Source organism: Aliifodinibius sp. S!AR15-10 (assembly GCF_031569985.1).
Lineage (GTDB): Bacteria > Bacteroidota > Rhodothermia > Balneolales > Balneolaceae > JAMQKA01.
On record NZ_JAMQKA010000018.1, the window covers coordinates 16,466 to 28,639 of the forward strand.

Consider the following 12,174-nt stretch of genomic DNA (forward strand, 5'->3'; position numbering starts at 1 on the left):
GGAACTCTCACTTCGATCAATTTGCAAATCGAACGGATTAATCAAGAATTACTTCTTGTCAGTTTTATGCTTAACCTCGGGCTTCTTTGTGGCAGGAGCTTTAGGTTGAGTTTTGGATGGTTTTTTGGATTTCTTATCCATTGTAAACTCCAAAAGTATCAGGTTGTGGTCATGCTATCTACCTATTTTGATAGAATTTACGACCCTCATCTCAAACGATGATTAAGCATTATATTACAACCTTTTTTGAATGATATGCAATAGCTAAATGTATTTTTTTAAATTATTTTTTCTGCAGCAGTTGATCCAGGAATTCGGCTTTTTCCCGGTCACGGTACATTGTTGCCCCACCCACGATATAGCCTTTAACTCCCGAATCGGTTTCTATTAAGTACAGGCTTGAATCGTCCCCGGGGTCGGTGCCCCGGTCAAATTTATACGTGGAGACGATGCGGAGCTTTGCACTCGGATATTCTTCTTCTGTCTCTTTACACCGCAAAGCATTGTCATGAACCTCAAAAAGGTGGGTATATCCTTTCTGTTGGATATCTTCAATGGCTTCGGCTAAATCCTGATACATAACGGACCTCCCTATAGATGTGTGAACATTTGGTACCTATCATTTATAAACAATGATAGCGGTGACCAGCGTTCTTTAAAAGGGCAGAGAAAAGAAGGGAAAAGCGAAGAGAGAGCCGAAGATCGGATTTGAACCGACGACCTACGCTTTACGAGAGCGTTGCTCTACCACTGAGCTACTTCGGCTTGTGCGAGTGCAAATATAAGCATTGTCTTACTCTGCAAGCAAGTGGCGCTGACAATTTAAATCAAAATTAGCGAAGTATTTGGCAGTTCTCTATTTTCGCTTTTAAAATAAAATATTTCGCATGCAGAATTACGATTTTTTAGGTTCGGTTACATTTATCCTGATTGCGGTAAATGTTGTTGTCTCATTATTGGCCTTGTACTGGAATCCGAATATCATTGATAAAGGTTTTCTAAAACCCTATCGCGTTGTCAGGGAAAATACCTGGTATGAGTTGCTGACATCCGGGTTCCTGCACGCCAATTTTACGCACCTGTTTATCAACATGTTTACGCTCTATTTCTTTGGGCAGGTGATGGAGCGGGTGATCGGTCCGACTTATTTTGCCGGGTTGTTTCTTTCGGGACTGATAGTATCGGGCATTCCATCGCTGATTAAGTATAGAGACAATCCCAACTATGCCACCCTGGGTGCTTCAGGGGCGGTGGGGAGTGTGCTATTCGCCTTTATCCTGCTCTTTCCACTGGAAAGCATCTACCTTTTTTTAATTCCGGTTCCTATTCCCGCGTTTGTGTTCGGAATTCTGTACTTGATTTACAGCATGTACGAGAGCAAAAAAGATGTAGGCAAAATCAACCATGAGGCGCACACGGCTGGCTCCATATGGGGAATGCTCTACCTGCTGATATTTGTACCCAACACGGTGGATCACATACTCACCGTATTTGGATTGCTTTAGGGAGGGAAAATGAAAAAGTGTAGCCTGCAATGAAGCAGGCTACACTTTTGCTCGAACCTTTTTAACGTTTATTTACCCGTTGTTGGAACGGAAGTCGTTCATAAAGTCAACCAGCGTATCAACTGATTCCATTGGGCAGGCATTGTAGATGCTTGCACGAATTCCACCAACACTTCGGTGGCCCTTCAGGGAGTAGAGGTCGTGTTTGACCGCTTCATCCACGAACTTTTGCTCAAGCTCTTCAGAAGGCAGACGGAAGGTCACATTCATCAGTGAGCGAGACTCTTTATCGACAGCGCCACGGTAGAAATCATCAGCGTCAATGGCATCATATACCTTTTTTGCTTTTTTCTCATTGAATGATTTAAACCCGGAAAGTCCGCCTTTACCTTCAATCCACTTTAGCACCAGGTTCACCATGTAAACATTAAATGTGGGCGGAGTGTTAAAGATTTTGCCGGTATGCGTGCCGTACTGCAGTATTGTGGGAACGTTCTCGGTGTTTGCCTGTGCGAGGAAGTCTTTTTTAATGATAACCACTGTAACCCCTGCAGGACCAACATTCTTTTGGGCCCCGGCGTAAATGATACCATACTTATCCACGTCGATTGGTCGCGAAAGGAAGTCAGAAGAGGCATCACAGACCAAGGGTACGCCGTTCGTGTCAGGTTCGACAGGGAATTGGGTACCAGCAACCGTATTGTTGGAAGTAAAGTGCACATACTGTGGATTATCGCTGAATTTCAGCTCATCTTGCGTGGGTACGCGGTCGTAGTTCCCTTCGGCACTGCTGAATGGAACGTGCACATTCCCGAAAATTTCCGCTTCCTTGATCGCCTTGGCAGACCATCGGCCGGTATCGATATAATCAGCCGTCTGGTCTTTGCCCAGGAAGTTGTAGGGAGCCATCATAAACTGGCTGCTTGCCCCACCCTGCAAGAACATAATTTCAAACTTGTCTCCAAGTCCCAACAGGTTGCGCAGCCGTGCTTTTGCTTGTTGATCGATCTCTTCATAATGGGCGCTTCGGTGACTCAATTCCATGATGGAGCGCCCAGTCTCTTTGTAGTCGGTAAGCTCTTGTTGAGCGTGTTTAATAACTTCCAGGGGAAGTGCTGCAGGTCCTGCGCTAAAGTTGTGTACTCGTGTCATTGTTTTTGTGATCAAATTAGATTGTTAGAAAGTGTGAATAAGTAAACCAGATCTCAGCTTAGGTTCAAACCACGTTGATTTTGGAGGCATTAAAAGTCCTTCGTCAGAAACCTCCACCAGTTCCGCAATGTCCGTGGGATACATGCTGATAGCCAGGTCAGCCTTTCCGGAGTCGACCAGTCGCTCGAGCTCTTCTGTGCCTCGAATACCCCCAACAAACGAGATGTTTTCATCACGCCGCTGGTCGGTTATATCGAGCATGGGTTCCAAAATAGCTTCCTGTAGCCGATGTACATCCAGTTTCTCAACGCTGTTTGCATCTGGTTTTTGTGGCAGCTCCATACCATACCAGGTTCCGTCATAATAGATGGAGATCGAGCCCTTTTCAGAAGGACTTGGCTCGGCATTTTCGGTGAGTTCAAACTTATCTTTCAATTCCGATAGAAAATCATCCGGGACAGAATAGATAATACGGTTATAGGCCAATATTTTCATCTCATCCATCGGGAAGAGCACGGCGGGAAAGAAGTTAAACTCCTCTTCGCCGCTGTAATTGGGATTCGCCTTCTTCATCTCAGCGGCCGCACGAGAAGCACTTTTGCAGCGGTGATGCCCGTCGGCTATGTAGAGATGGGGGATATCCTCAAAATCGGAAATCAGCTCTTTCGCATCAGGTACCTTCCAGATGGTGTGTTGGATGTCGTCAGCCGCCGTAAAGTCGTATAGCGGCTCCTCAGAGTCCATCACATCTTCAATGGTAGATGCAATGCCTTTGGTATCTTTAAAAGTCATCATGACCGGTTCGGCGTGGGCCGACTGTGTCAGGATGTGCAGTGTGCGATCATCTTCCTTGTCGGGCCGCGTGAGCTCGTGCTTAAGAATCACTTCATTGTCATAATCGTCAACAGAAACGCAAGTGAACAGCCCCGTTTGCGAGCGCCCTTCACGGATCAGGCGATAAATATAAACCGATTCTTCCTCCTCCTGGGTCATCAAGTCAGAGTCTAGAATCCGCGCCAGGTTTTCAGCTCCTTTTTCGTAAACGCTGTCCTCATTATACTTGGTTCCCTCGGGCAGATCGATCTCAGGACGTATAACATGTAAAAAACTGTCCGGTTTGCCCTCTGCCAGTGATTGGGCTTCTTCGGTATTAATAACATCGTAGGGAACGCAAGCTACTTCATTTAATTTTTCCCGGCGGGGTCGCCAGGCTTTAAACGGGTGTATTATGGCCATTGTATTGGTTTATTATGCTGAGAAATAAAGGCGTAAACTTACGTTGGACAGATCAATTTATAAAGAACAAAATCATTAAATAATGAACTCTTACAAAATAGGTGAAAAGCCGTTATTTTCTATCCAATAGAAACCTAAAAAAGGAGATATGGACCTACAAGATTTAGATTTCAATAACGAAAATTTATCTGATGATCAGCAAAATCAGTTACTATTCATGATGTTGGTACAGCAGCATCAGCAGATAGCCATGATGGGGATGGGAAAGATCAAGAATCCCTCGACCGACAGGGTAGAGCGAGAGATGAAGTCTGCCAAGTTTGCCATCGACACGCTGTTGATGCTAAAGCAGTTTACCGAGGGAAATCTACCCAAGGAGTTGAAGAAGTACCTGGATCAAACGCTGAACAATTTGCGCATGAACTATGCGGAAGAGAAGAAAAAAGAAGATGGGAAAGAAGCATCAAATTCGAACAGCGAGGAAGAATAAATAAGCAATATGCAAATAGTACCTGTGACGGCGGCCGGGGGCGTGCTTTATAAGGTAGAAAATGATAGCATACTGGTGTTGTTAATATACAGGCGTGGGGTTTGGGACCTTCCAAAAGGGAAGCTGGAGGGGGAAGAATCTATCAAAGAGTGTGCGCAGCGCGAGGTTTCGGAAGAAGTGGGATGCCGGCTGCCAGAAATACGCCAAAAATTAATTACGACTTACCACGAGTACGAGGAGGCTGAAGAATATATTGGTAAAACAACCCACTGGTATGCCATGGAAGCTGGTAAGGAAGAGGACTTGGAGCCCGAAACGGAAGAAGATATTACCAAGCTGGCGTGGTTTCCCCTGGAAGAGGCAATAGAAAAAGTGGGATATCAGAATCTTCGTGAAGTGCTGGGGTCATTTGAAAACTGGCATTTCGGCAAGTAACCAGCTTATAAGATATAATGATCAAAAAAGGCGTGATTCAAATTGAATCACGCCTTTCAAATTTAGTTGAAGATTCTGGAATTAGTTCTGCAGCTTGAATACTACTGGTAAGCTGTACTGAACTCGAACAGGGTTTCCGCGCTGACGGCCCGGTTCAAATTCGGATTGTTTAACACAGCGAAGAGCCTCTTTATCTGCGCCACCACCAATGCCGCGTACCACTCTAGGTTCTTCAACATTACCCTGCTCGTTCACAATAAATTGGACGATTACACGTCCTTCAATGCCTGCCTTACGGGCCATCTCAGGGTAATTAACGCAACCCTGCAGTTTAGCTAATCCACCTTTAAGCGTCGGCATCTGTTCTACAACTACGAAAAAGTCCTCTTCTTCCTCCTCTTGGCTATCGTCGGGGGGAGGGGGCATTTCTAATTTATCCTGTAGATTCAGATCCGCACTTATATCAATATTCTGGTCTTCAACAACCTCATCGTTGGGAACTTCTACAGGCACTTGGGGACGGGGAGGAGGAGGTGGTTTTTCTTCGTGTTCAGTTTGTTCTATCTGTTCCATCTGAACAACCTCCTGCTCCTTTGTCAGGTCAACATTTTGTTGTTGACCACGGAAGTCGAGTTTCATTGCTACTAAAAAGATAACAAGTACTACAATTAATCCACCTTCGAGGAAAATGGTATAATATTTTCTTAAATCAGACTTTGGCTTTTTGCGTTCATTCCGCATAAGAACCTCCAATTTCAGGAAATTAAGTTATCATTCTATGCTTATACACTAATATCTATTTTAATATATGTATTTAGCTTACACTAATAAAACAGTATAAAAGGATGAAAGTTCCATCTAAATAAAAAAGCGTAACCGATACCATCGGTTACGCTTTAGGGATTTATAACTCAACTAGGGATTGTTGAGTGTTAGGGGAAAATAATGTTTGAAATTTGTTAGAGTTTACTCGTCAGGTTATAGATTACGGGCACAGAAAATTGAACTCTGACGGGGTTTCCTCGCTGCTGTCCGGGAACGAATTCCGCGTTTTTAACACAGCGAATAGCCTCTTCATCAGCTCCGGCACCAATGCCTCTGACAATTTGTGGGTCGTCAACAGTGCCGTTTTCATTGACAATAAACTGTACGATAACCCGGCCTTCAATTCCAGCTCTTTGTGCCGTTTTGGGATAGTTGACACATTTCTGGATTGAAGCCAACCCGCCTTTGAGTTCGGGCATTTGCTCCACCACAACAAAGAAGTCTTCTTCCTCTTCAGTGCTTTCGGATGGTGGCGCAGGCATTTCGAGTTTACTGTCCAATTGAAGTTCAGCGTTGATGTCCAGGACCTGATCCTCAACGATCTCGTCATTGGGGACTTCCACCGGTACAGGTGGTCGCGGAGGGGGAGGTGGTTTCTCGATGTGCTTGGTTTGCACGATCTCCTCCATTTTAACAACCTCCTGTTCGGTTGTCAGATCCAGGTTTTCCTTCTCACCACGAAAATCGATTTTTGTGGCTGCAAAGAATACAAGCAGTACTACTACAAGTGAACCTTGTAGGAACACTTGGTAATACTTACGAAGATCAGCTTCGGGATTTTTACGATCTAGTCGCATGTTATGATTTAGCGTTTGTTGGGATTGTGATTGGGATGATTGTTTTAGGGATTTTAAGTTTCGCTCTGCCTTAACAGAACTACACCTAAATTATTTCGGTATATTACCAATGTCAACTTAAATTATTATAAAATTTCTTTTAAATAATTAATTTTCTTTTGTACGTACCCAAGTTAAGCAGAAATAATTACAATATTGATATCATTTTAAAATCGGGTATATAGGTGTTCTCTATCAGCTTATTTAGCCATCTGTGACGGTTGTAAAAGCCTTATCTACTCTGAGATGTCCGAAGAAAAGGCCGGAATATAAATTTTATATGAAGATAGACCAGGGCGGGGTACTTCTTAACAATGAGTTAATATACCGTTCGATTATCGGTATGTATGAGCGGGACTGGGACTGGTAGGTTGTTTAGATAATGAAAGGGGGGGATAGGAAATAAAAAGGTGCAGTCCTGTAAAAAGACTGCACCAAAGTAAAAAAGTGACTGTCGCTAGTTCTAGTTCTGAAGCTTAAACACGATAGGCAAGCTGTACTGAACTCGTACAGGGTTACCGCGCTGCCGTCCAGGCTTGAAGCTGGCCTCTTTCACAGCCCGGAGTGCCTCTTCGTCACATCCGCCACCAATGCCACGAACAACTCGGGGATCTTCAACTTTCCCCTGCTCGTTTACGATGAACTGAATAATGACGCGTCCTTCAATACCAGCTTTCCTGGCCATTTCAGGATAACGAACTTTCTGTTGCAGGCCAGCAAGACCACCAATGAGTTCTGGCATGTTTTCAACCACTACGAAGAAATCTTCTTCATTATCTTCTTCCTGGTCAGGTGGTGGCGGAGGCATGTCTAGTGGAGCATCGAGATCCAATTCGGCATTGATATCCAGAACCTGGTCCTCTACAATTTCATCATTGGGAACCTCAACAGGTACCGGTGGACGCGGAGGGGGTGGTGGCTTCTCAATTTGCTTGGTTTGCACAATTTCTTCCATCTCAACAACTTCTTGCTCTTTTGTGAGATCGACATCTTTAACTTCCTGTCGGAAATCTATCTTGACGGCCGCAAGAGATACGACGAGTGTTACTATTAAGCCGATTTCAAGAAATACTGTATAGTACTTCTTTAAATCAGCATCAGGATTTTTTCTATGGGACATAATACTCAGCTGATTTAGATTGCTACTTTCACGTAAAACTTCTGTAAGATATCAATTTATCGCTGTCATGCAAGTTGAATTGCAATAATTTTTAATAACGTTCAATAATTATGCAGATATGGTTGCAAAAACTATTTATCGGACTGGTGGGTAATAAATTTTAGTAATATTACAGCACCTACCGCTCCCAGGGCGTCCACACAGAAGTCGAGAATATCCCCATTACGGTTTACAGGCAGCACGTGCTGTAATATTTCGATTGCACCACCAAACAAAACACCGAGGGAAAATATCTTCCATAAATTGGTGTGCTTGTAGTCCTTAACCATGGAGTATAGCCCAAGCAGAAACGTCCAAGACCCGAAAAGCAGAAAATGCCCGAGTTTGTCGTACGACCAGATTTCGTTGTGCCCAAGATAGTCGGCGGGTATCAGGGTGAGCAACAGGGCAGAAATTGTGATTCCGAAGAGTCCCAGCAGTATTAATTTTGGATGACTTCTCAAGTAGCCGGTAATAAGTTTGATCATATCAGATCGTTTGGCTCAGGGGATCTGTGGGTTGTTGTTTTATCGCGGTAAATCTTGTCATAGCCGTTTAGTAGGCCCAGGACCGCACTTTTGGCAGCGGGATTGCCGAGTGTCCAGTAAGCTCCGATTTTGCCGGCCAGAACATCTCCAAATCCCGCACGTGCAAACATCCGGGTATCATAACCGGTTAAAACGCATTTACCCGTTCGTGTTCCAATGATAGAAGGAAATCCCTTAGAAACAAGTGTAATATCTTTTTCTTTGCTCAGTTTCCGAACTACATCAAGCCGCTGAGATCCGTCAGAAAATGGGTCTTTCGTTAATTTAGACAGCTCTCCGGGATGGGGGGTGACAATCCATGAAGCAGCATCGGCCGGTTTTTGCCAGTCCTCTTGCTGAGCAAGGCACCACAGGGCGTCTGCGTCGATTAGGAGGTTGCCCTTGTATTGTGCAAAAAATGAGGTGCAAAAAGCGAGGGTATCCGGTTCCCTGCCAATGCCGGGGCCAAGCAGAACATCTCCAGGCCTTTCTTCAATTATTTGCACGATCTGTTCAAGATGTTCTTCCTTCAGGCAAGTGTCATCCTTCATGCCCACCGGCTTTTTGATTATTTGTGGCAGGTTGTTTTCAAAAATAGGAAGAATACCGCGGGGGCAGACCAGTATTACTGCGCCCACGCCTTCAGCCCAGGCACTTCTGGCGGCCAGGATTGCAGCTCCCGTCAGCCCTTCTGATCCAGCAATAATGTATAGAACACCGGCATCATATTTGTGTTTGGCTGGCGGGTACTGAGGCTCCTTTACCCATGAGCGGTCCAGTAAAAAAGTGTTGCATGACTTTAAATAATTGGGAAAAGGCAGCTCGCAGAGTAAAATTTTACCCGTGCAGCTGTACCCGTCTTCCAGGTAAAATCCCCGCTTCTTTGTGCCAAAGGTGTACGTTTTCTCTGCCTGGATGGCATCGCCCATGATATGCCCGGAATCGGAATGCAAACCTGTGGGAATATCGATCGAATAAACTGGGAGATCCGTCTCGTTAGTCCATGCGACCGCTTTGACGTAATCGCCACGCAGATCGCTATTGAGACCGGTACCGAGCATGCCGTCGACGATAAAATCGTATGCAACACCATTTATATCTTCAAATTCTGCCCAGCTTTCCAGGATTGAGACCGAAGCAGCTGCCGAATCATTTTCAGTAATTTTGCGGAGCAGGTCAAAATTCTTTTCGGTGTCGGCAGATAGATCTTCAGTGCCACTTATAAAAAGGAGCGTGGCGTCATGGCCGTGTTGAATTAAATATCGCGCTACAACGAGGGCATCTCCTGCGTTGTTCCCTTTTCCACAGATGTAAAGTCCGTGTGAATCAGCCGGTAATTCAGTGAGCAAATCTTTGGCAGTCGAGCTCCCGGCAACCTCCATCAGGGTAAAGCCATCGATGCCAAACTGTTCAATAGTGGCCTTATCCATCTGCTGAGACTGTTCAGCAGTACAAAGGTAATAGTGATGAGGAACAGATAATGCTTTCATAATGGCTGCCAAAAGTAAAAGGTTAACAAGATTTCAACAGTGGTGAAAAAGATGCCCGCTGTTGCCCCGCCAATCAGTTCGGGCATGGTGTGGACCTCCAGGTAAAAGCGGGACCACATCATCACCGGTAAAATTATCAAAAGCAAAATTAATGAAAAAACAATGGCCGTTGATTGTGTTATCCCCAGCTCCCATAAATAGAAGAACAGCAGGATGATGCCTCCGCTGGATATTGAAGCTGAGTGAATGCTTACTTTCCACCTCCGATTCAGCAGGTAGCCGATCACGGGATTGATACAGAAAATTCCGGAAATGAGTGTTAAAAATGGGCGGTGGGGATAGAAAAAGATGCCCAACGCCAGGCTGCCCACCGCTGCACTGGCAATCCCCAGCAGATACAGCAGGTTTCGGGATTCCCGTCGCGGGATGTCCAGCGACTCAATATGCCCACTTTTTAACAAGGCCAGTGCCGTGACCAATGGAATAAAGGTGTAGAAACATAATGAGAGCAGAGTCAGCCATCCCAGTTCTGCCGTTGAGATATTATTCAATACTCCAATCACGATAAAAACAATCGGAGGAACGAACAGGGGATTTGCCAAATCGGAGATCCATCGTGCAACCCTGTGAACACGGGATGAATAGACTCCTTGTGTCGGCATAGATCATCTCATTTGTGAAAAATCAGTAGGCCCGGGCAAAAAGAACGCGCTGTTCCGAAGGCTTGCCGGTCACCATGCATTCCCCCGGTTCGCCGTCTTCCAGGGGAATACAACGGATGGTGGCCTTGGTTTCTTCTTTAATTTGTTCTTCGGTTTCTGCCGTTCCATCCCAGTGGGCATAGATGAAGCCGCCTTCGTCGTCCAGCACCTGCTTGAATTCGTCATAGGTTTCAACCGTGTTAGTTTTCTGCTCTCTTCGCTCTTTGGCAGCATCAAACAGGTCCTGCTGAATTTCATCAAGCAGATTGTCAATACGTTCGGCAAGCCCCTCGCGGTCCACGATGTTTTTGTCCAGCGTATCGCGGCGTGCCAGCTCCACGTTATTATTCTTAAGATCACGTGGCCCCACCACAACGCGCAGCGGGATGCCGGCCGTTTCATGCTCGTTGAATTTCCACCCGGGATTGTAATTCTCGCGGTCATCCAGCTTGACGCTGATATCCAGGTCCGTGAGTTCCTTTTTAATAGTGTCAGCATACTCCAGTACATTGGCCTTCTGCTCGTCATCTCTCCAGATCGGCACAATCACCACCTGTGTGGGAGCGAGCTTCGGCGGCAGAACGAGGCCGTGGTCATCGGAGTGCGTCATAATCAACCCGCCGATGAGCCGCGTGGAGACGCCCCAGCTGGTGGCCCACACAAACTTGTGCTCGCCATCCTGGTCCTGGAACTTCACATCGAATGCCTTGGCAAAATTTTGGCCCAGGAAGTGTGAAGTACCCGCCTGCAGGGCTTTGTCATCCTGCATCAGGGCTTCAATGCAGTAGGTCTCAACTGCCCCGGCAAATCGTTCGGATTCCGTTTTAACCCCTTTAATGACCGGCATCGCCATGTAATCTTCCGCAAATGAGCGATAGACCTCCAGCATCTGCTCGGTTTCCTCGATCGCCTCTTCCTTGCTGGCGTGCGCTGTGTGACCCTCTTGCCAGAGAAATTCCATTGTGCGCAGGAACAGCCGCGTCCGCATCTCCCAGCGCACCACATTGGCCCACTGGTTGATCAGGATCGGCAGGTCGCGGTAGGACTGGATCCAGTTACGGTAGGAATCCCAGATGATCGTTTCGGAGGTCGGGCGCACAATCAGTTCCTCCTCGAGCTTTGATTCGGGGTCGACCTCCACGCCGCCGTCCACGCTCATGAGCCGGCTGTGGGTCACCACGGCGCACTCTTTGGCAAAGCCTTCCACGTGCTGGGCCTCCTTTGAGAGGAAAGATTTCGGGATAAAGAGGGGGAAGTAGGCGTTTTCATGGCCGGTTTCCTTGAACATGGTATCAAGTGCTTCCTTCATATTTTCCCACAATGCAAACCCGTTGGGACGGATGACCATAGAGCCCCGCACCGGGGAGTGGTCCGCCAGCTTGGCTTCACGGATTACATCTTGATACCATTGTGAATAATCTTCTTCTCTGTTTGTGATCTTCTTAGCCATGAGAAACGCTTACATCAGTGTTATTTGCGGATTAATTAGAAGCGCTAAAATAACGCGAAAATGAGGAGGGTCAAAGTGAATGGGGTGATTTATTACGTATTGCGTACTGCGTATTGGATTAGAGCCATCCTACACAATACGCAATCATTAGTGTCCGGGGAAAATATCTTTCAAGCAAAAGATGGAGTTTAAATTCACCAAATGGCCTTTTTTTAAAAGAAATTTATAATGAACCTCTTTATAAACGGGCTTCATACAATAGACCAGCCTCTGGAGTCCGGCCTTGGTAAAGTTGACCGCCCGGAAAGGAGCCGAGGGGAGCGTAAAGAAAAAATCTGTGATTTTTTTAGCGGAACGAGGAGCCTTTC

The 12,174-nt window shown here is 46.0% G+C and carries 13 protein-coding genes and 1 tRNA gene; 3 read left to right on the forward strand and 11 right to left on the reverse strand.

Translation table 11 applies throughout. The features are described from left to right. Positions 1-283: 283 nt before the first annotated feature. Together NC796_RS13145 and NC796_RS13150 are read right to left on the reverse strand one after the other, a co-directional pair. Entirely contained in the window at positions 284-580 is a 297-nt protein-coding gene (locus NC796_RS13145) for a hypothetical protein (protein ID WP_310685006.1), read from the reverse strand. Positions 581-693: 113 nt separating this feature from the next. Further along, positions 694-765, reverse strand: a tRNA-Thr gene (locus tag NC796_RS13150). Between the two features lie 122 nt (positions 766-887). On the opposite strand from NC796_RS13150, the gene NC796_RS13155 reads away from it, so the two are divergent. Beyond that, positions 888-1,505: a rhomboid family intramembrane serine protease gene (locus NC796_RS13155; protein WP_310685008.1), complete on the forward strand. Its 618-nt coding sequence runs from the start codon at positions 888-890 to the stop codon at positions 1,503-1,505. A 72-nt stretch (positions 1,506-1,577) separates the two neighbouring features. On the opposite strand, the gene serC is transcribed toward NC796_RS13155, so the two are convergent. Together serC and NC796_RS13165 are read right to left on the reverse strand one after the other, a co-directional pair. Next, positions 1,578-2,657 (reverse strand): 3-phosphoserine/phosphohydroxythreonine transaminase, encoded by a 1,080-nt coding sequence (serC, locus tag NC796_RS13160; RefSeq protein ID WP_310685010.1) that lies wholly within the window; start codon positions 2,655-2,657, stop codon positions 1,578-1,580. A gap of 24 nt (positions 2,658-2,681) precedes the next feature. Beyond that, the gene (locus NC796_RS13165; protein ID WP_310685012.1) at positions 2,682-3,893 is read right to left on the reverse strand and encodes a DUF1015 domain-containing protein; all 1,212 of its coding nucleotides are present in this window, start codon (positions 3,891-3,893) and stop codon (positions 2,682-2,684) included. A 148-nt stretch (positions 3,894-4,041) separates the two neighbouring features. Between NC796_RS13165 and NC796_RS13170 the strand changes: the two genes are divergently transcribed. Continuing rightward, positions 4,042-4,383: a DUF1844 domain-containing protein gene (locus NC796_RS13170; protein WP_310685014.1), complete on the forward strand. Its 342-nt coding sequence runs from the start codon at positions 4,042-4,044 to the stop codon at positions 4,381-4,383. A gap of 9 nt (positions 4,384-4,392) precedes the next feature. Next, positions 4,393-4,818: an NUDIX domain-containing protein gene (locus NC796_RS13175; RefSeq protein ID WP_310685016.1), complete on the forward strand. Its 426-nt coding sequence runs from the start codon at positions 4,393-4,395 to the stop codon at positions 4,816-4,818. A gap of 81 nt (positions 4,819-4,899) precedes the next feature. Here the strand turns inward: NC796_RS13175 and NC796_RS13180 are convergent, their stop codons facing one another. From NC796_RS13180 to proS, 7 genes are all read right to left on the reverse strand, one after another. After that, the gene (locus tag NC796_RS13180; RefSeq protein WP_310685018.1) at positions 4,900-5,559 is read right to left on the reverse strand and encodes an energy transducer TonB; all 660 of its coding nucleotides are present in this window, start codon (positions 5,557-5,559) and stop codon (positions 4,900-4,902) included. 218 nt (positions 5,560-5,777) lie between these two features. Beyond that, on the reverse strand, positions 5,778-6,440 hold the full coding sequence (locus tag NC796_RS13185) for an energy transducer TonB (RefSeq protein ID WP_310685020.1): 663 nt from the start codon (positions 6,438-6,440) through the stop codon (positions 5,778-5,780). 502 nt (positions 6,441-6,942) lie between these two features. Then, positions 6,943-7,599: an energy transducer TonB gene (locus NC796_RS13190; protein ID WP_310685022.1), complete on the reverse strand. Its 657-nt coding sequence runs from the start codon at positions 7,597-7,599 to the stop codon at positions 6,943-6,945. A gap of 131 nt (positions 7,600-7,730) precedes the next feature. Further along, positions 7,731-8,126: a VanZ family protein gene (locus tag NC796_RS13195; protein ID WP_310685023.1), complete on the reverse strand. Its 396-nt coding sequence runs from the start codon at positions 8,124-8,126 to the stop codon at positions 7,731-7,733. Beyond that, positions 8,123-9,655: an NAD(P)H-hydrate epimerase gene (locus tag NC796_RS13200; RefSeq protein ID WP_310685025.1), complete on the reverse strand. Its 1,533-nt coding sequence runs from the start codon at positions 9,653-9,655 to the stop codon at positions 8,123-8,125. The genes NC796_RS13195 and NC796_RS13200 overlap by 4 nt, the downstream gene beginning before the upstream one ends. After that, positions 9,652-10,317 carry a hypothetical protein gene (locus NC796_RS13205; protein WP_310685026.1) on the reverse strand — a complete coding sequence of 222 codons (666 nt, stop codon included), beginning with the start codon at positions 10,315-10,317 and terminating at the stop codon, positions 9,652-9,654. Before NC796_RS13205 ends, NC796_RS13200 begins: the two co-directional genes overlap by 4 nt. A 22-nt stretch (positions 10,318-10,339) precedes the next feature. Beyond that, the gene (proS, locus tag NC796_RS13210) at positions 10,340-11,806 is read right to left on the reverse strand and encodes a proline--tRNA ligase (RefSeq protein WP_310685027.1); all 1,467 of its coding nucleotides are present in this window, start codon (positions 11,804-11,806) and stop codon (positions 10,340-10,342) included. Positions 11,807-12,174: the final 368 nt, after the last annotated feature.